The following is a 25,081-nucleotide window of genomic DNA, read 5'->3' as shown; positions in this document are numbered from 1 at the left end:
GGTACGCAAACTGTAATTGGGGCTGAGGAGCAGGCCCGGGTGCCGTTTGAAGTGGACGACTCGTGTATCGTCAGCATCCTGAACCGCACCATACAGGCCGATGAGCACGGGCAGTTCGTGATGCCCAATGTGCCGTCGTTTATGGGAGAGGTGCGCGCCCGGGCCACCTGTCAGCGGGATGGCAAAACCGTTACCGCACAAACCGACTATTTTTCCGTGGTCGACAATGAAACTGTGACCGTAGGCGATTTCTACCAGGCATCCGAGCAGGCTCCGCCTGTCGACCTTCAGGTCAACTTTGGCCGTACCCTGGATCTCTACGGCGAGGGGGCCTCACGGCAGGTCACGATAATTGCCCGCTACGCAAATAGTGTGGAAAAGTCGTTGGACCCGACGACTCCGGGGATTAACTATTCCATTTCCAGCCCCAATGTGGCAACTGTCGACAACGAGGGCGTGGTTACCGCAGTGGCGACAGGCCAAGCGCTGCTGACTGTACGCCTGGACGGTGCCATCGGCATTATCAATATCAAAGTAGTGGATTTCGGGGACAAGGATGGGGATGGTATTCCCGATCTGGTTGAAACCAACAGCGGCTTGGACCCCAATGACCCGATCGATGCATTTGAGGACCAGGACGGCGACGGTCTGAGCGCACTGGAAGAATACCAGTTGGGCACCAAGATCCAACTCGCGGACAGCGACGGTGACAGCATTTCCGATGGAGAGGAAGTCGCCGCAGGCGAAGATGGCTTTGTTACCAATCCGCTGCTATTCGATACCGACGGCGACGGCCTTAACGACGGCGTGGAGCTGACCGTAGGCTCGGATCCCACCGACGGCGAGGATGCCAACTACGGTGCCCTGATTACCAATATTGAGGTGGAGCCGGGCAGTGCGGTACTTTTCTACAACACCATCGATTCCGAATCCTCCCTGCAACTGAAAGTTACTGCGACGCTGGTAGACGGCACCGCAGCCGACATCACCTCAGTCTCCCGCGGCACCAATTACAGCTCCAGCGACCTGACCATTGCCAACTTCGGTATCGAATCCGGGCGTGTCTATGCCGGCCAGGATGGCATTGCCACAGTTACCGTGACCAATGGCGACTTCAGCGCGGAAGTCCAGGTTACGGTGGTCACCTTTACTCCCCAGCCGTTGGGCTATATCGAGCTGACCAGCCAGGCCAACAATGTGGTGGTGGAGGGCTCTACCGCCTATGTGGCGACGGAGAAGGGGCTCAGCATTGTCGACCTGTCCGATCCCAAGGCGCCCTTTGTCGCCGGTGAACTTTCCCTGGGAGCGGCGAAAGATGTAAAGGTTTCCGGCGGAGTTGCCTACCTGGCCACCCAGTCCGGGCTGGCGATGGTCAATATCAACAATCCCACTGAGCCGTTTGTCCTGGCGACCTATACGGATGCCGGCCAGGTCAATGATATCGCGCTGGAAAACAACAAGGCTTACCTGGCGACCGAAGCCAGCGGCCTGGTGATCCTCGATATCAGCTCGCCGCAGGCGGCCGCGGAGCTGGGCCGTTTGCAATTGGGCTCGGTGCTGAAATCGGTAGCCGTGGAAGGCGAACTGGCGGTGGTGATTTCCGGCGATGTGGTGATCGCGGTGGGTGTTACTGTCGCCAGCAGTCCGACCGAGCTGGGCCGCGCTAGCGTCAGCGGCGCCCAGCAGGTGGCGATCAAGGGCCAGCACGCGTTTGTGGCGGCCGGCTCCGGTACCTATTATCCAAGCGTGGATTTGACCAACCCGACCTTGCCGGTCGTGAATGAGACACCGCGGGACTTTGTCCCTACGGATGTGGTGGTGCGCGGCGATCACGCCTTCTATGCGGATACGGTGTTCCCCAGTGCTGTGCCCATCGTCAATATCAAGGACCCGAACAATCCGCTCTACCAGGCCCTGATCGATATGAGCCGGTTCGGTGACTACGACTGTAATGGTATCGACGCCGACCTGAGCTACACCTACTGCACAGCCCGCAACCGCCTCTATATCAATCAGTATCGCGAGCTGCAGGATATCGCCGGCATAGCGCCCACTATTACCTGGGAGCAGCCGGACTTCGGCAAGGAGCTGTTCCAGAGCCGCCCCTATCGAGTCAGCGTCCAGGTGGAAGACGACGTGCGCGTGGCGGTGGTGAATTTCTTTGCCAACGACGAGCTGGTGCATACGGATATCACCCCGCCCTATACCTTCGTCTACAAGGTGCCGGATGCCATAGAACAGCTGAGCTTCCGCGTGGAGGCTCTGGATCTGGCGGGCAACCTAGGCAGCACCGGCGGTATCACCTACACGGTCAATCCCCTCGACGCCATCGCCGAGGAGTGGACCGATGTCACCCTGGATTATTTTGATGACGACCTGCTGGCGGCTAGTATCGCCATGGATAGTGCGGTTTTTGTGTCATCCCACAAACTGGAAGCTGCCGGCGACCTGCTGGTAACAGGTGGCGATAGTTCCAGTATTTTTGTGGACCAACTGGTGGTGGGCGGCAACCTGATTGTGGATGCCAATACCACCCTGGTGGTGCGTAGTGCCCAAGGGGTGAGCGTAACCGGTGACGTGATTTTACAGGAAGGCGCCCAGCTTACGGTTCCCAACGCCAGTGGAGACAATTTCTACCCGTTGGCTCTGGATATCGCCGGAGCATTAAAAGTAGCCGATGGGGCCAGTGTCGATCTCAACGGCAAGGGATACCTGAACCAGTACACGGGCGGCCCGGATGCCAATGGCGATAACTGGGCCTGTCACGGCGGTCTGCGTATCAAAGACAGAAACCGCAATTGTATTTACGGCCGCTACCAGAAGGCCGGCTTCGCCGGCGGTTCCGGGGATAAGCAAAACAGCACCAATACGTCTGCCGGCGGCGGTGTGGTCAGTGTCAAAGCCCAGTCCGTGGAGCTATCCGGCAGCGGCGCCATCCGCGCCAATGGCCTGCCGGGCGATTACGATGCCGGTGGCGCCGGTGGCGGCGTGCATATTGAAACCGAACTACTCACCGGTTCCGGCTCCATCGAAGCGCGCGGCGGCAAGGGCCGGCGCGATCACGCCGGTGGTGGCCGTATCAGCCTCTATGTAAGCGATGACAGCGGCTTCAGTGGCAAGCTGCGCGCCGACAGCGGTTCCAGCGCGGGCGCGGGTACCGTTTATATCCGCAGACCTGGCGACACCTACGGTGAATTGGTTGTCGATAACTTTGGCGTAACAGCTGCCGGAAGGACAACGCCGCTACCCAATGTGGGCCGTCACCGCATCGAATCAGTGACCCAACTGGCGGAAGACCGCTGGGAAATTACCGTCGCCGGCAGTCCCTGGAAACCCAGCAGTGCTGAATATGCCTGGGGTGTGGACGGCTACTGGGTAGTGCTGGACGCCGACCGCGAAGCGGCGCCGCGCTACCAGATCGAGGAAAACGGCAGCAATACGCTGATAATCACTACTGCGGACGATCTTAGCGCTTATGTCGGCAGCGAGCTGGTGGGCGTTCATATCCTCGACCGCCTGACAGTGCGCAACGGTGCCTGGCTGGATATAGGGGAGGACCGTCTGCAGCTTGTGCAGGTGGCGCAGTCGACTATCAGCAGCGCAACGGTTTCCGCCAATATCCTGCCACAGAATGTGATCGAACTGGCCCTGACCCAGGGTGGCGGTATCGTAACGGAGCAGCCGGTCGAGCTGTTTGAGATGAACCTGACCGGTACGGGGCAGGCCACCATTGATACGCCTTCGTTAACGGTTACCGGCGATGTGCAGATCAGCGGTCTGGATGCCGATAACAAGTTGACGGTAATACTCGCCCTGGACGAAACCATGCATGTAGGAGGCAATCTTTCCATCAGCGACGCAGTGCTGACGGTTCCCTATGCCAACGCTTCCAGTAAGAAAATTTATACCTTGGCGATGGATGTGGCAGGGCATGTCAGTGTTGCCGAAGGGGCGAAAATCGATGTAACGGGCAAAGGTTATCCATCAGGTGACTACTATGGCCCAGAGTTCAAGCAGTGGGAGGATCGATCGTCAGCGCATGGCGGCAGTCGCCGGCACCTCGGCTATACCTATGGCCGCTATGAACGAGCCCGCTTTGCCGGATCGGCTGGGGACTGGGAGAACTCGTCAATGCCTGGACATGGCGGTGGCGTTGTAGAGTTGCTTGCCTCCAGCCTAGAACTCAATGGCGACATTCTGGCTGAGGGGACGCCGGGCGAGCACCGTGGTGGCGGTGGTGGCTCAGTCCATATTGAGGTAGGTAGCTTCACCGGCGAAGGCACTGCACTAATTTCTGCTAATGGTGGTGGTCAGTATCACCACTGTAACACTTGCAGTAATTACTCCTCTGGCGCCGGTGGCCGTATCAGTATCTACACGGCCGATCATAGTGGATACCTGGGAACCATGGCTGCCGCTTCCGGCAGTGGAGACTTCGCTGGTGCGGGTACCATCTATATTCAGGACCCGTTAGGACAGTTTGGCCACCTCTCCGTCGACAACGCCGATCACATAGGCCAATTAGGCAGTACCCCGCTGCGTCATGTAGGGCGCCACCAGATAATCGATGTCTACCAACCCACTGCCGGGGTATGGAAGGTGGAGGTTGCCGGGAGCCCCTGGAAGGATTCCGATAATCCCTATGGCTACGGAGTCGATGGCCTGTGGGTGGACCTGGACGCGAGCGAAACAGAGAGCCCGCGCTATCGAGTTGTTAGCAATCGCGAAAACGTACTGGAAATCCATACTTCCGACAATCTGTTACCGGTGGTGGGTAAAGAGCTAGTCGGTGAGCATATCTTTGACAGCCTGAAAGTGACTGGCGGTGCATCTTTGGATGTAGGCGACGACCGGCTGACAGTTCTGGATATCGAACAATCGACAGTTAGCGGTAACGGACAGGTAGTTGGCTCACTGATCAGCGAGGCGGTTGTACAGCAGTCTATCCGCGACGGCGGGCGTATTTTCTCCAGTTCGCCAATTGTGTTGCAGGAGTTGCTGCTCGACTATACGGAAAAGCCGGCAGTTGCCTCGCTAATTGATGCCCCGAAGCTGACGGTGGTAGGGGATGTCCAACTCAATAATGCTTGGCTCTCTGTGGCTCTGGATTCCGGCTTTAATGTCGCTGGAAGTATGCATTTGCAAGGAACTTCAGAAATCACCGTTCCTAATGCGAATGCTTCGCAAGAGATAATTTACCCGTTAAGCCTACTAGTTGCCGGCCAAGTGGTGGTGGATGAGTTGGCCAGGATTGATGTAACAGGTAAAGGCTATCCCGCTGAAGACTACTATGGTCCCGGATTCGGCAAATGGTCGGATCGCTCGTCAGCGCACGGTGGTAGTCGCCGTCATATCAGCTATGCCTATGGCCGCTACGAGCATGCTCGATTTGCCGGCTCGGCCGGCGATTGGGAGAATGCCTCCATGCCTGGACATGGCGGCGGCATTGTAGAGCTGTTTGGAACCCATTTGGAACTCAATGGCAAAATCGTGGTGCAGGGGATGGCGGGCGAGCACCGGGGCGGTGCTGGCGGCTCGGTACATATTGAAGTAGACAGCCTTAGCGGCCAGAGCGCTGCATTAATTTCGGCAGATGGTGGAGGTCAGTATCACCACTGTGATACCTGTAGTGGATATTCCTCCGGTGCTGGTGGTCGTATCAGTATCTACACTGCCGATAAGAGTAGTTATCTGGGCAGTTTAAGTGCCGCCTCAGCAGGTGGAGATATTGCCGGCGCGGGCACCATCTACGTCCAGGATCCATTACAACAATTCGGCCACCTTACCGTTGACAATGCAGATCGGGTAGCGGAGTCCAGCAGCACTCCGCTGCGCAATGTGGGCCGCCACCAGATTGTCGGTGCCTACCAGCCGACAACCGGCGTGTGGAAGGTGGAAGTAGCCGGCAGTCCCTGGAAGGACTCCGACAACCCCTACGGCTACGGTGTCGACGGCCTGTGGGTGGACCTGGATGCGAGCGAAACAGCCAGTTCCCATTACCGGATTGTCAGCAACCGGGAAAATGTACTGGAGATTCATACCAGCGACGATCTCCACTCGATAGTCGGCAAGAAACTGGTGGGCGTGCAGACCTTCGCCACGGTGCAACTGCTGGGTGGCAGTTCACTGGATATCGGCGAAGACCGTTTGGTGGTACTGGATACCGCCAACTCCCAGTTTGTCGCCAACAGCTCGTTGTTGGCTGGAGAACTGAGCCAGGACTTGATCCAACTGGCGGGCCAGGGTGGCGCGTCGGTGACCCTGCGCAACACGCCACAGCTGTCGAACGTGGTGCTGGACAACCTGGGCGAGAGCACCCTGCGCTTCAGCGACAAAGTCACCGTTGACCAGCTGACGATTTCTTCTGGCAAGGTCTACTTCGACAGTGGCCTGGAAGTGGCTGGTGGCCTGTCTGTCGGTGGCAGCGCTTATGTCAGGTCTCTGGCAGTAAATGCTCAGGGCCTGACTCTGTCCGGCGACGCGACTTTCGAAGCCTCTGTGGTGGATTTACCGGAGCATCTTTCTCTGCAGGATCAGTCTGTCTTGACTGCACCTTATGCCGACGCTTCACAAAAAATTATTTATTCGCTGACTCTGTCAGTGGGTGGCAATGTCTCCATTGACGAGCTGGCCAAGATCGATGTAACGGGCAAGGGATATCCGCCCAACGACTATTACGGCCCCGCATTCGGCCAGTGGTCAGAGCAATCATCGGGCCATGGTGGCAGTCGCCGTCATCGCAATAATGCCTTCGGTCGTTATGAACGCGCGCGTTTTGCCGGTTCCGCGGGCTATTGGTATGACGGATCATCCCGGGGCTATGGTGGTGGCGTAATAGAGCTGTTTGCTGCCGGCCTGGAACTCAATGGTCAGATACTGGCCGATGGTGAGAAAGGCAATCACCGGGGTGGTGCCGGTGGTTCAATCCATATCGAAGTGGATACGATCGTTGGGCAGGGTACTGCATTGGTTGCCGCCGACGGGGGCGGCCAGCGGTCCACCTCCAGTGGAAACGATCGTTATGCAGCCGGTGCCGGTGGCCGTATCAGTATCTATACCGGTGATCACAGCGGTTACTTGGGCACAATGAGTGCTGTCTCCGGAAGCGGAGACATCTCGGGTGCGGGTACCATCTATATCCAGAACCCGCCGCAACAATTCGGCCATCTCATGGTCGACAATGCCGACCGCATTGCCCAGTCCGGAAGCACTCCGCTGCGCAATGTAGGCCGCCACCAAATCGTCGGGGCTTACCAGCCCACAGCCGGCGTGTGGAAGGTGGAGGTCGCCGGCAGCCCTTGGAAGGACTCCGGCAACCCCTACGGCTATGGCGTCGACGGCCTGTGGGTGGATCTGGATGCGAGCGAAACGGCCAGTTCCCACTACCGCATTATCAGCAACCGGGAAAATGTCCTGGAGATCCACACCAGCGACGATCTCTACTCGGCAGTTGGCAAGGAACTGGTGGGCGTGCAGACCTTCGCCACGGTTCAATTGCTTGGTGGCAGCTCGCTGGATATCGGCGAAGACCGCCTGGTTGTGCTGGATACCGCCAGCTCCCGGTTCACCGCCAACAGCACACTGCTGGCGGGGGAGTTGAGCCAAGACTTGATTCAGTTGGCAGGTCAGGGCGGAGCGACGGTAACGCTGCGCAACACGCCACAACTGTCGAACCTGGTGTTGGACAACCTGGGCGAGAGCACCCTGCGCTTCAGTGACAAAGTTACTGTCGATCAGCTGTCGATCTCTTCGGGCAAGGTTTACTTCGACAATGGTCTGGAAGTGGCCGGTGAGCTGACTATCGGCGGCAGCGCCTATGTCAGATCTCTGGTGATTAACGCCCAGAATCTGAATCTAGTTGGTGATGCGAATCTCGAAACCTCCGTGGTGGATTTACCGGGAGATCTCTCTCTGCAGGATCAGTCCGTCCTGACTGCGCCTTATGCCGACGCTTCCCTAAAAGCTATTTATCCGCTGACGCTCTCGGTGGGCGGTAATGTCTCCATCGGTGAGCTGGCCAAGGTCGACGTGAGCGGGAAGGGTTACCCTTCCAACGACTACTATGGCCCCGAATTCAAACAGTGGGGAGAGCAGGCGTCAGGACATGGCGGCAGTCGTCGTCATCGAAATACAGCCTACGGCCGTTTCGAGCGTGCGCGTATTGCCGGCTCAGCAGGCTATTTGTATGACGGATCATCGCGGGGTTATGGTGGTGGCGTAATAGAGCTATTTGCTGCCGGGCTGGAACTCGATGGTCAGATACTGGCCGATGGTGAGAAAGGCAATCACCGGGGTGGTGCCGGTGGTTCAATCCATATCGAAGTAGATACGATCGTTGGGCAGGGTACTGCATTGGTTGCCGCCGACGGGGGCGGCCAGCGGTCCGTCTCCAGTGGAAACGATCGTTATGCAGCCGGTGCCGGTGGCCGTATCAGTATTTATACCAGTGATCACAGCAGTTACTTGGGCACAATGAGTGCTGTCTCTGGAAGCGGAGATATCTCGGGTGCAGGTACCATCTATATCCAGGATCCGTTGCAGCAATTTGGCCACCTGACCATCGATAACGCAGATCGGATCGCCCAGTCCGGCAGCACTCCGTTGCGCAGTGTGGGGCGCCACCAAATCGTCGGAGCTTACCAGCCCACAGCCGGCGTGTGGAAAGTGGAAGTTGCTGGCAGCCCGTGGAAAGACTCCGACAACCTCTATGGCTACGGTGTCGACGGCCTGTGGGTAGACCTGGACGCGAGCGAAACAGCGAGCACTCACTACCAGATAGTGAGCAACAACAAAAACGCGCTGGAGATCCACACCAGCGACGACCTCTACTCGGTGGTTGGTAAGGAACTGGTGGGTGTACAGACCTTTGCTACCGTTCAACTGCTCGGTGGCAGCTCACTGGATATCGGCGAGGACCGCCTGGTGGTGCTGGATACCGCCAACTCCCAGTTTGCCGCCAACAGCTCGCTGCTGGCGGGGGAACTAAGCCAGGATCTGATCCAGTTGGCAGGCGAGGGCGGCGCCACGGTTACCCTGCGCAACACGCCTCAGCTGTCGAATCTGGTACTGGATAACCTGGGCGAGAGCACCCTGCGCTTTAGTGAAAAGGTAACGATAGACCGGCTGTCGATCTCTTCGGGCAAGGTCCACTTTGACAATGGCCTGGAAGTGGCGGGTGAACTGTCAATCAGCGGCGATGCCACTGTACAGGCCCTGACGATTGACGCCGGTCAGCTCTTGATTAACGACGGTCAGTTAATCAGCGAATCGGTTTCCTTGTTGGGGGACTTTATGCTCGGCGCCGGAGCCGAGGTGACGGTTCCATCTGCCAACATCACTGCCAAGCATATCTATCGCCTCCAAGTGGTCGCCGATGGGCGAATGACAATTGCCGAAACCGCCTCTATCGACGTTGCCGGCAAAGGTTATCCGAACAACTATTACTACGGCCCGGATTTTGCTTCAAATAGTGGCAGGACCTCTGGTCATGGCGGCCACCGGCGTCATGGCAAGTCGGCATTTGGTCGCTATGAGAATGCCTATTATGCGGGATCCGGTGGGGATGCCTCCGGCTCGGCTTACCCCGGACACGGCGGCGGCGCGGTGGATATTTCCGTGGCCGAGCTGGTGGTCGATGGCAGCATTGTCGCCGATGGCCAGGGCGGTTATGTCCGCGGCGGCGCGGGTGGCTCGGTGTATATCGAAGCTGCCAGTCTTGCCGGTGCCAGTTCAGGACTAATTTCAACAAACGGCGGCGGCCAGCGCTACCATAGCAGCTCAAGCTCCAGCTACTCCGCGGGTGCCGGTGGTCGCATTTCCATCTATACGGGAAGCAAAGAGGGTTACCTAGGTTCTATATCCTCGACATCCGGTCCGGGTGATATCGCCGGTGCGGGTACTGTCTACCTCCACGACCTCGCCGATTCTGTGGGTAGCCTGATCGTCGACAACGGTGGCCAGGCAGCGCAGGAAAACTCCACGCCGATTCGTTCGGTCGGCGAACACCAGATTACCGCGGTTGAACAGCTGTCGGCTAACCGCTGGCGGGTGTCGGTGGCAGAGGATGTCTGGCAGCCTTCCGGTGACTCGCTGGATAAGGGGCTCGATGGTCTGCTGGTTAGTCTGGATAGCCAGAATCCGGATGCAGCTTTGTATCCGGTGGTCAGCAACCACGTGTCTTCCCTGATGGTGGAAACCTTCGACGATCTGAACGGCGCCGTTGGCAACAACCTGGTCGGCGTGCACCTGTTCAAGTCGATTACCATTGCCAACGGGGCGTCCGTAGATTGGGGCGGTGACAATTATTTGGAACTGGGGGACCAGGTTGCCGCCCGCGACAGTGACGGTGATGGCCTGAGTGATGCAGATGAGACTGATCTCCATCAGACCGATATCCATGATCCGGACACAGATAAGGACGGCGTGCCGGATGGCCTCGAAGTAGCTATTGGTTCTTCACCTCTGGTTCCGGGCGATGCGGATATCACTCCCTATGTCACCAGCCTGGTTTACGAGCCGGCAGATCGCATTGTCGATCTGGAGGTCGACTCCAATATTGTTGAGTTTGACCTGGGTGTTGTCGTTGAGGTCGATGGGCACTCCTACCCGTTGGGTATCAATAGTCAAGACCTGTTTGCGGTAGCGTTCGGTTCCGACTCGGCAGTGGCTCAGCACCAAGTAGACGGACTCTATTTGCTGGAAGAGGGCTCGACGAATCTGACCGCGGAGTTTGCCGGTCTGGAGGCGCAGGTGACAGTCCATGTATCCGGGCCGCAGTTGCAAAACTGGGCGAGCCAGACTGTCGACCTGAACTCGGATCGCCAGGTCCACGCTTTGACGCTGAACAACTCTATCGTCAACGGTCTGGACTATAGGCTGCAAGTCAATGGCGATGTGGTCATCAGCGGCTCTGAGCCGGTTCGGGTTTCCCTGCGCAAGCTCGCCGTTGCTGGAAACTTTGTGATCGATGGTGCCACTGTAACCTTGGACTCGATTGAAGGCCTGGAGGTCGCCGGTGAGGTAGTCGTGAAAAATGGGGCTACGATCACTGTTCCCAGCAGCTCGGTTGCTGAAAAGCGTGTTTCAGTCCTGACGATCACAGCGGACCGCATCCAGATAGAAGAGGGATCGAAGCTGGATGCCAGTGGCCGCGGTTATCCGGGCACCGGCGACGGCGGCTACTCCTGGCCCCGCTACCAGACCAGTTGGTTCGACAGCGGCTATTCAAGCTGTCATGGCGGCAATAGGCGCAGTGGCGATGTATGCAGCTACGGCCGCTATGAGCGTGCGCAGTTTGCCGGCAGCGCCGGTGATTATTGGAATACTGATCGTCCGGGCAACGGCGGTGGTGTGGTCGAACTGGTTGCCAGGGAACTGTTGATCGATGGTTCTGTGCTTGCCAACGGCAGCGAGGGCTACCATACAGGCGGTGCCGGTGGCAGTGTTCATCTGGAGACCGAGGTATTAAAAGGTTCGGGTTTGCTGCAGGTCAACGGTGGCCGCAATCACCGCAGTTATTCCGACAGTGGCAACCTCTCTGGTGCGGGTACCGGCGGTCGTATCAGCGTCTATGCTGTGGATCGTAGAGGCTTTAGCGGCCGTTACCAAGCCGCCAGTGGTAGCTACCAGCATTCCGGCGCGGGCACGATTTACCTACACAACCCGAATGAGAGTCACGGCCACCTGCTGGTGGACAATATCGACCGCACCGCGCCCCAGGGCAGTACTCCGATACGCATGGTGGGCCGCCATCTGATTACTGGCGTCGACGTGATCGATACCGGTGTATGGCGGGTAGAAGTGGAAGGCGAACCCTGGGAAGCCACGGATGAGTTGTTGCAGCGGGGAATTGCCGGTATCGAGGTGGACCTGGATGCAGCGGACAAGTCCGGCCCGCTGTACCGTATCGAACGCAATACCACCAATACCATCACCCTGCACACGGCAGACGATCTGTCGGCAATTGTCGGTCAGGAGCTGGTGGGCGTGCATGCCTTCGATACGGTCACCGTCTCTGGCGGCGCCTCCCTGGACCTGGGCGACGACCGCCTGGTGCTGCTGGACCCGGCAGGTTCCGATATCGCTTTCGGCAGCTCCCTGGTGGTAGGCGAACTGGATGAGGTGAGCATGCAGGTGTTCACGCCCTCCGCTTACGAGCAAGGCGGTCTCTGGGGTACCTACTACGATAATCAGGACTTCACTGCCAAGCGTTTCTCGCGGGTGGATGAGCAGATCGACTTCGATTGGAATTCCGGCCAGCCCGATGGCTTGCAGCACGACTACTTCAGTATTCGCTGGCAGGGTGAACTGGAGGTGCCGGAGACAACGGATTATGCCTTTAGCGGTCGTTCGGATACTACAGTCAGGGTTTGGATTGACGGAAACTTGATTGTCGATGCCGGTTGTTGTGGTGACTATACGGCTGAACCGATTTCTTTGACCGCAGGTCGCCACCGTATATTGGTTGAGTACACACAGGCGGCTTCTGAGGACTTTATCAGTCTGCGATGGAGCTACGGTTCGGTCAGCGAGGAGCTGATACCTGCGTCGGCTTTTTACTTCCGTAATCCGGGCGTGAACGGCCGCATTATCCTTACCCAGGTTCACCAGCTTGAAGAAACTGAGCTCTACGCTTCTGACGAGCAGCCGATTACCTTTAACCAGTCGGTAAGTAGTAATGGGCTCACCTTGCAGTCGGGTGCTTTCGTCTTTAATGGCGACTTGATCGTCAATGGCCCCTTGGTATTGGCGGAGCTGACTGAACTGACGGTGCGTGGGCAATTGTATGCTGAGTCCATTCGACTGACGGACCGAGCACTCCTGAATACTTCCAAGGTAGAAAGTATCGGTTCGATAGAACTGTTTGGGGGAGCTGAGATTCGAGGCTTCTACCCGGACACTGGGGCGCGTCAGATCAGGTCGCTGCAGCTGCTGGCAGATACGATAATTGTATCGGAACAGGCCCGGATTGACGTCAGCGGCCGGGGTTATCCGGGTAAAGACAACTACGGTTACACCTGGCCCGACTACCAGACCAGCTGGTTCGACAGTGGTTACTCCACCTGTCACGGCGGCAACCGCCGCAGTGGTGACGTATGCAGCTATGGCCGCTATGAGCGGGCGCAGTTTGCTGGCAGTGCGGGTTATTATAGGAACGGGACCGATACTGCTAACGGAGGTGGCGTCATTGAGTTGGCTGCCCGTGAGATGATTATTGATGGCTCCGTGCTTGCCAGTGGCAGAGCGGGCCACGAGACCGGTGGTGCCGGCGGCAGTATTCACTTGGAGACAGAGGTGCTGCAAGGGTCCGGTTTGCTGCGTGCTAACGGTGGACGGAACCACAGTGGTTATTCAGATAACGGCAACCTCTCCAGTGCCGGTACTGGTGGCCGCATCAGCGTTTATGTAACGGATCGCAGTGGCTTCAGTGGTCGCTTCCAGGCAGCCAGTGGCAGCTACCATCCCTCTGGGGCGGGCACAGTTTACCTGCGCAACCCGAACGAGAGCCACGGCCATCTGTTGGTTGATAATATCGGTCTCAGTGCGCCTCAGGGCAGCACGCCGATCCGCTCAGTGGGCCGCCACCTGATTACCGGTGCAGATCTGGTGGATACCGGTGTATGGCGGATCGAGGTGGAGGGCCAACCCTGGCAGGTCAGCGACGAGTCGCTGCAGCGAGGCATTGTCGGCATAGATGTGGACCTGGATGCGGCGGACAAGTCCGGCCCTCTGTACCGCATCGAGCGGAACACCGCCAACACCATCACCCTACACACCGCAGACGACCTGTCTGCAATTGTCGGCAGGGAACTGGTGGGTGTGCACACCTTTGATACCGTGACAGTCTCCGGCGGCGCCTCGCTGGATCTGGGAGACGATCGCTTGGTGCTGCTGGACCCGGCAGGTTCCGATATCGCCTTCGGCAGCTCCCTGCAGGTAGGTGAACTGGACGAAGTGAGCATGCAGGTGTTCACGCCCTCCGCTTACGAGCAAGGCGGTCTCTGGGGTACCTACTACGATAATCAGGACTTCACTGCCAAGCGTTTCTCGCGGGTGGATGAGCAGATCGACTTCGATTGGAATTCCGGCCAGCCCGACGGCCTGCAGCACGACTACTTCAGTATTCGCTGGCAGGGTGAACTGGAGGTGCCGGAGACAACGGATTATGCCTTTAGCGGTCGTTCGGATACTACAGTCAGGGTTTGGATTGACGGAAACTTGATTGTCGATGCCGGTTGTTGTGGTGACTATACGGCTGAACCGGTTTCTTTGACCGCAGGTCGCCACCGTATATTGGTTGAGTACACACAGGCGGCTTCTGAGGACTTTATCAGTTTGCGATGGAGTTACGGTTCGGTCAGCGAGGAGCTAATACCTGCGTCGGCTTTCTATTTCCGCAATCCCGGCATTCTGGGTCAACTAGTTTTGTCCGAGACTGTGGAGCTGTCGGAATCCGAGCTGCACTCCACTCCTGAACAGCCGCTCACCTTTATCCGGCCGGTTGTGGCCAGCGACCTGATGCTGTTGGAAGGTACCTTTATCTTCAAGGGAGGCTTGCAGGTTTCCGGTACTTTGCTGTTGGATAGCTTTGCCGATGTTCAAGTGGAGCAGACACTGACAGCCGATAGCCTGGCGTTGGTGAATCGATCACGCTTGACGGCCAAGCATGTGGTTGCCGATCACATGCTGGTGAGCGGCGGTTCGGAAGTCATTGGCGTCGGTGGCAATACCGAGAGTAAGGCGATACATCCGCTGTTGCTGGAAGTGAGCGGAACTCTGGAGGTGGATGCTGAATCGACGATTGATGTTTCCGGTAAAGGCTTTCCAACTAACGATTGGAGTGGCCCGGATTTTGGGAGCCAGTCCCGCGCGGGCTGCCACGGCGGTATCCGTAATAACACTACCGCCGATTGTACCTACGGTCGTTATGAGAGAGCTCGCTTTGCTGGTAGTGCCGGGCGTCATTACAACTCGGATAATCCAGGAGATGGCGGTGGCTTGATAGAGCTCCGTGCGAGTAGTGTTGAACTCGACGGTACCATCCGCGCCAATGGTAGGAGCGGCGGCTATGCGAGCGGTAGCTATGCAGCGGGCGCCGGTGGCTCCATCCATATCGAGACGATGAACTTCTCTGGTACCGGCGCCCTGGAAACCATCGGCGGTAGCAATGCCCGGTCGGGCAATTATCCCGCGGGTGCCGGTGGCCGCATCAGTCTCTATGTCGAGAACGATACTTTCTCTGGCGACCTGCATGTTCATGGCGGTGCCGGCGGCACGGTTTCGGGATCGGGTACAGCCTATATTCGTCAGCCGTCAGCAACCTATGGTCACCTGGTCGTCGATAATGCTGGCCGCTTCGCCAATGATGGCAGTACTCCGGTTCGACATGTCGGTCGCCACGTAATTACCGGTGTGGACCAAGTGGCTGCGGGTGAGTGGCGTATCGAAGTCGCCGGCGAACCTTGGAAACCCACCGATGTTGAGCAAGGCTGGGGTATCGACGGTATAGATGTCGACCTGGATGCGACTGAAAATGCGAGTACTCACTACCTGGTAGAGCGCAATACGGCCAATACGATTACCGTCAAAACTGACGATGACCTGAGCAGTGTGCTCGGTCAGGAACTGGTGGGTGTTCACAATCTGGAGACTATTACGGTAACCGGTGGTGCCTCGGTGGACTTTGGTGAAGACAAGCTGGTTGTTCGAGACTTGGAGAATTCGCACATCGACAGCAGCGCGCGGGTCCGTGCCGGCTGGCTGGATCACTATTTCCTTGCCAGCGTACTCCAATCCCAAGGCCGAGTGGAGCTGTCGCACCCCCTGGTTCTGGAAGCGCTGACACTCGATAGTGTGACGAACGCTGTACTCAAGGCTCCGTCAGTTTCCGTAAACGGTGATGTGACGCTGACTAACTCTGCCCTCTTGCTGGATACCGAGTCCCTGACCGTTGCCAATAACCTCGCGCTGGTATCGAGCAGCCTTACTGTGCCCTCTGCACAGTCCGCAGCCAAAGAGTTGCGAGTGCTGGATATTACTGTGGGGGGATTACTCGATATCGACAGCGCCTCGGAAATTGATGTATCCGGCAAGGGATATCCCACCGAAGACTGGAGTGGTCCGGATTTCGAGAACCAGTCGCGGGGCGGCTGCCACGGTGGTATTCGTAACAATACCAATGTGGATTGCACCTATGGGCGCTATGAGAGGGCGAGTTTTGCCGGTAGTGCCGGACGCTATTACAACTCCGGCAACGGGGGTTATGGCGGAGGTGTCGTAGAACTCTATGTAGCCACTCTCAACTTGGACGGTGCCATCCTTGCCAATGGCTGGAACGGAGGCAATTCGAGTGGGAGCTATGCCGCCGGTGCTGGTGGAGCTGTTCACATCGAGGCTCAGAGCTTTGGCGGAACGGGAGTGGTGGAAGCCGCTGGAGGCAGTAACGGCCGTTCGAGCAGCTATCCTGCTGGCGCCGGTGGACGTATCAGCATTTACACCGACGCTGACAGTTTTACCGGTGAATTCCGTGTGAACGGCGGCGTAGGTGGAACCGTATCCGGTGCCGGCACCGCTTATGTACAGCAGCTATCGCAGACTTACGGTCACCTGATTGTTAACAATGCCAACCGCCGGGCCAAAGACGGTAGTACGCCGATCCGCACGATTGGTCGCCACAAGATTGTGGGTGTGGATGAAGTCGCAGCGGGTGAATGGCGCATAGAAGTGGAAGGCGACCCTTGGAAGCCTACTGACAGAGAGCGCGGCTGGGGCGTCGACGGCATCGTTGTCGATCTGCAAGCGAGCGATACAAGCAGTCCGCACTACCTAGTGGAGCGCAATACCAAAAACACACTCACACTGCGCACCGGCGACGACCTGAGCTCCGTCGTGGGCTTGGAACTGGTAGGTGTCCACACCTTCAATGCGGTCACGGTAACCGGTGGTGCCTCGGTGGATTTCGGCGAGGATCGCTTGGTTGTCCTCAGCCCTACCGCTTCCTATATCGACGCACAGTCGACGGTGCGCAGCGCGGAGCAGCTGTGGGACGGTTCACTGGTCCTGGACGGCCAGAGCTGGTCACTCAGTAACCGCGACCAAATCTTGCGGATCAATGGCGATTTGACTCTGATCAACGGTGCGACTCTGTCCGCTCCGACGGCGCAGACTTCGAGCAAGTCCACCTATGGAATCCGCCTGGAAGTAGCTGGCGTGGTCAGCGTCGATGCGGACTCGGCAATCGACGTGTCCGGCAAGGGTTATCCCAACGACAACTGGAGTGGCCCGGACTACGAAACCCAGTCCCGAGGAGGCTGCCACGGTGGTATCCGCAGCAACACCTCCGCAGACTGCACTTACGGCCGCTACGAGCGGGCGCGCTTTGCCGGCAGTGGCGGGCACTATTACAACGGCAGCAACCGGGGGTACGGCGGCGGTGTGATTGAACTCTACGCGGCCGGCGTGAATCTGGAGGGCGCTATCCGGGCCAACGGCTGGAACGGTGGTTATCCGAGTGGCAGCTATGCTGCCGGTGCCGGCGGTGCCATTCATATCGAGGCACAGAGTTTCAGTGGCGCGGGTGTGCTGGAATCTGTGGGCGGCAGCAACGCTTACTCGAGTAGTTACCCTGCCGGCGCTGGCGGACGTATCAGTGTCTACACCGACGTCGACAGCTTTACTGGTGAATTCCATGTGAACGGCGGCACGGGCGGAGCCGTATCCGGCGCCGGCACTGCTTATGTGCAGCAGTTGTCACAGACCTACGGCCACTTGATCGTCAATAACGCCAACCGCCGGGCCAAAAACGGCAGTACGCCGATCCGTTCCATCGGTCGGCACGAGATTACCGGTGTGGATGAGGTGGCCGCTGGTGAGTGGCGCATTGAGGTGGCTGGTGAACCTTGGAAGCCGATCGACAGTGAACGCGGTTGGGGCATCGACGGTATTGTTGTTGACCTGCAGGCCGGTGATACAAGCAGCTCGCACTATTTGGTGGAGCGCAATACCAATAACACCATTACAGTAGTGACCAGTGATGATCTGAGCATTGTCGTAGGCCAGGAACTGGTGGGCGTTCATACCTTTGAGGCGGTTACTGTTACTGGTGGGGCTTCGGTGGACTTTGGAGAGGATCGCCTCATTATCCGCGATCCGTCGGCTTCATATATCGACTCTCAGTCGACGGTTCACAGTGGAGAGCAGCAGTGGGATGGCTCGTTGGTGTTGGATGGCCGGGAATGGTCGCTCAGTAACCGCAACCAATTGTTGCGAATCAATGGCGATTTGACTCTGATCAACGGTGCGACTCTGTCCGCTCCGACGGCGCAGACTTCGAGCAAATCTATCTACGGAATTCGTCTGGAGGTAACCGGCGTAGTCAATGTCGATGCAACTTCAGTGATTGATGTGTCCGGTAAGGGTTATCCCAACGACAACTGGAGTGGCCCGGACTATGAAACCCAGTCCCGAGGAGGCTGCCACGGCGGTATCCGCAGCAACACCTCCGCGGACTGCACTTACGGCCGCTACGAACGGGCGCGCTTTGCCGGCAGCGGTGGGCGCTACTACAACGGCAGTAACCAGGGATATGGCGGCGGCGTGGTTGAACTCTATGCGGCCGGCGTGAATCTGGAAGGCGCTATCCGGGCCAATGGCTGGAATGGCGGCTATCACAATGGCACCCAAGTTGCCGGTGCTGGCGGGGCCATTCATATCGAGGCCCAGAGCTTTAGCGGGGTGGGTGTGCTGCAGGCTGTTGGCGGCAGCAACACATACTCGGGCAGCTATCCTGCCGGCGCCGGGGGGCGGATCAGCGTCTACACCGAGATCGATGATTTCACCGGGAAGCTCGAGGTAAATGGTGGCACTGGCGGCTCTGTGTCCGGCGCGGGTACGGCTTTTGTGCAGCCGCTGCTACAGAGCTACGGACATCTGATCGTCGACAACGCCAATCGTATGGCCAAAGACGGCAGCACGCCGATTCGCAGCATAGGTCGTCATACGATTACCGCCGTGGAACAGATCTCGGCGGATCAGTGGCGAATCCATGTGGCTGAAGATGTCTGGCAGCCGACAGACAGTCGATTTGGTTGGGGTATTGATGGCATCGCTGTCGACTTGGATGCGAGCGAGATAGCCAGTCCTCATTATTTGGTGGAGAGCAATAACGCCAGCAGCTTCACACTGCGCACGGAGGACGATCTGAGCGGCGCCGTGGGCCAGGAGTTGGTGGGGGTCCATACCTTTGAAACCATCCGCGTTACCGGCGGTGCTTCGCTGGATTTCGGCGAGGACAAGCTGGTTGTGCTTGATCTGGAGAACTCGCAGATCGGTGGCGGGGCCCAGATCCGCGCCGGCTGGCTGGATCACCAACTGTTGGTCGTCGCTCTCAAGTCCCAGGGGCGGGTTGAGGCAAGCCACCCGCTGACCCTCGCGGCGCTGTCATTGGAAGGCGTGGCGGATGCTGTGCTGAAGGCGCCGTCCATCGAGGTAAGCGGAGATGTGGACCTGGTGGATACCTCGCTGATATTGGATGTGGGCAGTTTCGATGCCGTCGGCAATCTGTCGCTGGTATCCAGCAGCCTTACCGCTCCCCATGCCCAGACTTCCACAAAATCGGTGCAGGTACTGGATATTGCCGTTGGCGGACTGCTCGATATCGATAGCGCCTCATCAATCGACGTATCCGGTAAAGGGTATCCCAACGACGATTGGAGCGGTCCGGACTTCGAGAGCCAGTCTCGCGGGGGCTGCCACGGGGGTATCCGCAATAACTCCGCCGCGGATTGTACCTACGGCCGCTATGAGCGGGCCCATTTCGCCGGTAGTGGCGGGCGTTATTGGAACGCCAGCAATCGGGGCTACGGCGGCGGTGTGGTCGAACTTCGTGCCGTCAACATCAATGTGGATGGCGCCATCCGTGCCAATGGCTGGAACGGCGGCTACCCGAGTGGTAGCCGAGCGGCCGGCGCCGGCGGGGCGATTCATATCGAGTCGCAGGTTTTCACTGGTACCGGCAGCCTGGAAGCGACGGGAGGTAGCAATGTCTACTCCACCAGTTATCCGACCGGTGCGGGCGGCCGGATCAGTGTTTACACGGACACCGATAGCTTTGCCGGCAAGTTCCGTGTGAGCGGCGGCAGTAGCGGGGCTGTATCCGGAGCCGGCACTGCCTATGTGCAAAAGTTTGCCGAAGATTACGGCCATCTGATCGTCGACAACGCCAACCGTCGGGCCAACGATGGCAGCACCCCGATTCGCAACGTGGGCCGCCACTCGATTGTTGCTGTGGAGGAAGTCGAACCCGGCGAATGGAATATACAGGTGGCAGATACCCCCTGGTTGCCGACCGATAGCGAGCACGGCTGGGGGATTGACGGAATGGCTGTCGACCTGAATGCGAACGGCGATGTGAGTACCCACTATCTGGTGGAACACAATACCGAAAATACCCTTACCCTGCTTACGGAAGACGACCTGAGCGGAATTGTGGGGCAGGAGCTGGTAGGTGTTCACACTTTCGAGACGGTCACCATTACCGGCGGCGCTTCCGTTGACTTTGGTGAGGACCGCCTCGTCGTCCGCAATCCGGCCGGCTCCCATATCGACTCGCAATCAGAACTGCACAGTAGTGAGCAACTCTGGGATGGCCCGTTGGTGTTGGATAACCAGAGCTGGACGCTCAGTAACGGGAACCAGGTGGTGCGTGTCAACGGTGATTTGACCTTGCTCAATGGAGCTATGGTGACTGCTCCGATAGCACGGGAGGCCAGCAAGTCGATCTACAGTGTTCGCCTGGAGGTGGTCGGTGCCGTGAGTATCGATGAAGGTTCGGCGATCGATGTTTCCGGCAAAGGCTACCCGGATCCAGACTGGAGCGGTCCCGACTTCGAGACCCAGTCCCGCGCCGGTTGTCACGGCGGCATAAGAAGCAACACTTCCGAGGATTGCACTTACGGCCGCTACGAGCGCGCCCGTTTTGCCGGCAGCGGGGGACGTTATTGGAACGCCAGCAATCGGGGTTACGGCGGCGGTGTCGTTGAGCTTATGGCGGCCAGCGTCAAGGTGGACGGCGCCATCCGTGCCAATGGCTGGAACGGCGGCTATCCGAGTGGTAGCCGAGCGGCCGGCGCCGGCGGTGCGATTCATATCGAGTCGCAGATTTTCACTGGTACCGGCAGCCTGGAAGCGACGGGGGGTAGCAATGTCTACTCCACCAGCTATCCGGCCGGTGCCGGCGGCCGGATCAGTGTTTACACGGACACCGATAGCTTTTCCGGCAAGTTCCGTGTGAGCGGCGGCAGCAGCGGGGCTGTATCCGGAGCCGGCACTGCCTATGTGCAACAGTTTGCCGAAGATTACGGCCACCTGATCGTCGACAATGCCGATCGTCAGGCCGCGGTCGGGAGCACTCCGGTTCGTACAGTGGGTCGCCATACGATCAATGCCGTGGAATTGATCGCGGAGGGCCAGTGGCGTATCCAGGTGGCAGGAGAGCCTTGGCGGCCCAGCGACAGCCAACGTGGCTGGGGACTGGATGGCATCGCCGTAGACCTGAGTGCCGATGAGACCGTGAGTCACCACTACCTGGTGGAAAGCAACACCGAAAACACTCTGACAATACTCACGGACGACGACCTGAGCGGGATGGCGGGCCAGGAGTTGGTGGGTGTTCACACCTTCGAGACGGTTACCGTTACCGGCGGAGCCTCAGTGGACTTTGGCGAGGACCGTCTGGTTATCCGCAACCCGGCTGACTCCTATATCGATTCGCAGTCGGTGGTATTGAGTCGTGAGCAGTTGTGGGAGGGGTCGCTGGTGCTGGACAACCAGAGCTGGTCACTCAGTAACCTGAACCAATTGGTGCAGATCAATGGAGACCTGACCCTGCGCAACGGCGCCACGGTATCGGCTCCGCTGGCACAGGCACCGAGCAAGTCTCTCTACGGTGTTCGTCTGGAGGTTGCCGGTGCCGTGAATATCGATGAAACGTCAGTGGTTGATGTTTCCGGTAAAGGTTACCCAGACTCTGACTGGAGCGGCCCCGACTTCCAGACTCAATCCCGCGCTGGTTGTCACGGCGGCATCCGCAACAATACTTCCGAGGATTGTACCTACGGCCGCTATGAGCGTTCCCGCTTTGCCGGCAGCGGGGGACGTTATTGGAACACGAGCAATCGGGGTTACGGCGGCGGTGTCGTTGAACTTCTGGCGGCCAGCGTCAATGTGGACGGCGCCATCCGCGCCAATGGCTGGAACGGCGGCTATCCGAGTGGCAGCCGAGCGGCCGGCGCCGGCGGTGCGATTCATATCGAGTCGCAGGTTTTCACTGGTACCGGCAGCCTGGAAGCAACGGGGGGTAGCAATGTCTATTCCAGCAGCTATCCGGCTGGCGCCGGCGGGCGGATCAGTGTCTACACCGAGACGGATAACTTTACCGGGAAATACCTGGCGCACGGCGGCACCGGCGGTGCGGTCTCCGGGGCAGGCACGACTTTTATACAACAGCTGTCGCAAAGCTATGGGCGTCTGTTAGTTGATAGCGGCAGTCGCCAAGCAAAAGAGGGCAGTACGCCGATACGCAGCATTGGTCGCCATATGATCACCGCTGTGGACCAGCCCACGCTGGGTGAATGGAAGATTCAGATTGCCGATGAACCCTGGCTGCCCAGTGATACCGAACTCGACTGGGGCCTGGACGGAATCGAGGTGGACTTGGACGCGAGCGAGACTGCCAGTCCCCACTATCTGGTGGAAAGCAATTCTGCCAGTACCCTTACACTGCGTACACAGGATGACTTGAGCAATGTTATCGGCCAGGAATTGGTGGGGGTTCACACTTTCGAGGCAGTAACAGTTACCGGCGGAGCCTCAGTGAGCTTTGGCGATGACAGGCTCGAATTGATAGATATTAGTAATTTGCTTGTGGACTCTACTTCAAGCGTAATAAGTGAGTCCTCGACTAGTCAGTAGTTGGAGTAATCGACAAAATGAATGTACAGAAACTGGCTTCTATGGCCATTTTGTCCCTGGCAATAGGTGCCTGCTCAGATAAAAGCGCTTTCGATGGCCGGGGGGCATTTGTCAGCAGTGATACCGTGTCGATGGAGCAGTATGCGGAAATCAACCGGATTCCGGAGCGTGCCCTTGATCGCAGGCGATCTGCGTATGAGAGCTTTATGGAGAGGAGTCGGATTGCCAGCTACCTGCTGGAAAATGAACTCGACGGCAGCTTGCCCTTAAAGGTTGAACTCCAGGAAGTGGCGAACCGGAAGATTGTCGATGCCTATTTTGAAGAGTTCGCGGCATCTCAGTTGTCAGATTCCAAATTAAAAGAGTACTACGAGAAGAACAAGGCGGAGTTTTCAAAGCGCGACTACGTTGTTTCGCGCATTCTTTTACGGTCCAGTGCTGCTGAGTCCCACGATAGCGAGGCACTGATTGCTGCCGCTGAGTCAGTGCGAGAGGCTTTGGTCGCTGGTGAAGCAGTGACAAGTGTCCTGGATCAGGGAAAATCTAATACCGGTATTTCTGTCTCCACAGAAGAAGGTGTTGAACTGGATTCCGCAAATATCAACACCCGGGTGGCTGCGGCATTGAGCACCCTGCAAGAAGGTGATATCAGCGCCGTTATGGCTGCTTCCCGGGGGCTTCAGCTGTTCCGCGTAGATAAAGTGGTGGCGCACGAGCAGCCCTACGAAGAGGTGGCGGGAAAAATCGAGTACCAACTGAAGGAGGAGCTAAGGAGAAAGGAATACCAGCGCTTGGCACTGTTGACTCGCTCGCAATAATTTACTGTTGCTTTTCCACAAACAGACTGCACCAGCCCTCCGGGCTGATTTTCCCCTCTACCACCTGGCAGCCATCCGGCGGGGTAAAGAAGCGGCAGTCGGCGCACTTCTGCCTGTTCTTCGGCATGTCCTGATACTGCACCGCCTCCTTCTTCGCCTTGCCCTGGGCGATCAGGCGGTCTGTTGCAATTAGTGCGACCGGCAGCAGCGCCAGTGAACAGCCGCACAGCTTGAGAAATTTCCGCCGCCCAATGTTCTGATCCCGCTTGTTCATGACAGCTTACCTTGCTGGAAGGGTTGGCCCGTCTCTGCCTATTAGATTAGCCCGACGGGGCAGCTTTGCAGCGGCTGGGCAGGGCTGCGCATGAAGAGGAAATTGCGGAGGAGCGGCACAATGTGTGTCGCCCCACTCGCCTCCGCGCCCGCCCTGCCGGCAGCCGCGCTTCCGACGCCAAACTGTCATATTGAGGCGCTAGGCTCTGGCGCCTGGATCTATAAGAAAAACCCAGTGGAAATGACGCAATTGAAAGTCCCACAGGAGGCGCTCTGCCGGGAACTGGTAGAGGGCAGCCCGCGCATCAAACGCTACCTCAGCTGCCGTGTTGCGGATGCCAGCGAGGCGGCGGATTTTTACCAGGAGTCCGTCGCCCGGGTGTTGGAGCGGGCGCGCGAGCAGCGCATCCACAACCCGGTGGCCTACGCGATCCGGGTGGCGCGCAACCTGATTATCAATCGCCCCGCGCCCGGCTACGATGACGAGCGTGAACAGGCCTGTCCCGGCCCCACGCCGGAGGAGAGCGTCAGCCGCGCCCAGCGCGTGGCGCTGCTGACCCGTGCACTGGAATCCATGCCGCCCCTGCGCCGCTCCGCATTTGTCCGCCGACGACTGCACGGCGACAGCCGCGCGACTATCGCCCGGGAACTGGGGATCAGTGAGGAGGCGGTGAAGAAACATATCAGCCGCGCCCTGTGCGATCTGCAGCGCATGTTGGACAGGGAGGTCTGACGGTGGGCGGGGGCAGGTGAAATGATTTACTCCGATGCGGTGGAGCGCGAGTCCGTGGCCGGTGGAGAGTTTGCCGGTTACAGCTATTACGGCGGCACTTTGACCGCTGAAATCAAGGCCAGTTTCTAATACGAGCCTTGCATTTCGGAGCGGCAATTCGGTGCGCGCGGCGCACCCTACAGAGTACTCTGTAGACCTGTTTGCAGACGAAAAGATCAGTGTTTCGTAGTGGTTCGCCTGCAAGCAGGCTCCTACAGGGGAAGTTTCGTAGGATGGGCAAAACGCAGCG

General features: G+C 58.3%; 4 protein-coding genes. 3 read left to right on the top strand and 1 reads right to left on the bottom strand.

Features of this window, described 5'->3' with window-relative positions; genetic code table 11:
* Nucleotides 1–39: 39 nt before the first annotated feature.
* A complete protein-coding gene (locus tag FHS09_RS19600; protein WP_183463091.1) occupies nt 40–22,968 on the top strand; it encodes a PA14 domain-containing protein in 22,929 nt (7,642 codons plus the stop codon).
* Nucleotides 22,969–22,985: 17 nt separating this feature from the next.
* The gene (locus FHS09_RS19595) at nt 22,986–23,786 is read left to right on the top strand and encodes a peptidyl-prolyl cis-trans isomerase (protein ID WP_183463089.1); all 801 of its coding nucleotides are present in this window, start codon (nt 22,986–22,988) and stop codon (nt 23,784–23,786) included.
* Between the two features lies 1 nt (nt 23,787).
* On the opposite strand, the gene FHS09_RS19590 is transcribed toward FHS09_RS19595, so the two are convergent.
* A complete protein-coding gene (locus tag FHS09_RS19590) occupies nt 23,788–24,060 on the bottom strand; it encodes a high-potential iron-sulfur protein (RefSeq protein WP_183463087.1) in 273 nt (90 codons plus the stop codon).
* A gap of 249 nt (nt 24,061–24,309) precedes the next feature.
* Here FHS09_RS19590 and FHS09_RS19585 point away from each other — a divergent pair, with 249 nt between their 5' ends.
* Complete coding sequence (locus FHS09_RS19585) at nt 24,310–24,792, top strand: RNA polymerase sigma factor (RefSeq protein ID WP_183463085.1); 483 nt, start codon at nt 24,310–24,312, stop codon at nt 24,790–24,792.
* Nucleotides 24,793–25,081 lie beyond the last annotated feature (289 nt).

It is taken from the genome of Microbulbifer rhizosphaerae, assembly GCF_014191725.1.
Taxonomy (GTDB): Bacteria; Pseudomonadota; Gammaproteobacteria; order Pseudomonadales; family Cellvibrionaceae; genus Microbulbifer; species Microbulbifer rhizosphaerae.
The sequence above is the reverse complement of the archived record's forward strand: the minus strand, read 5'-3'. Positions and strand labels throughout refer to the sequence as shown.

Bases quoted from the DNA above. Each gene is read 5' to 3' on its own strand.
- FHS09_RS19595 (WP_183463089.1), top strand. From the start codon at position 22,986: ATGAATGTACAGAAACTGGCTTCTATGGCCATTTTGTCCCTGGCAATA.
- FHS09_RS19590 (WP_183463087.1), bottom strand. From the start codon at position 24,060: ATGAACAAGCGGGATCAGAACATTGGGCGGCGGAAATTTCTCAAGCTG.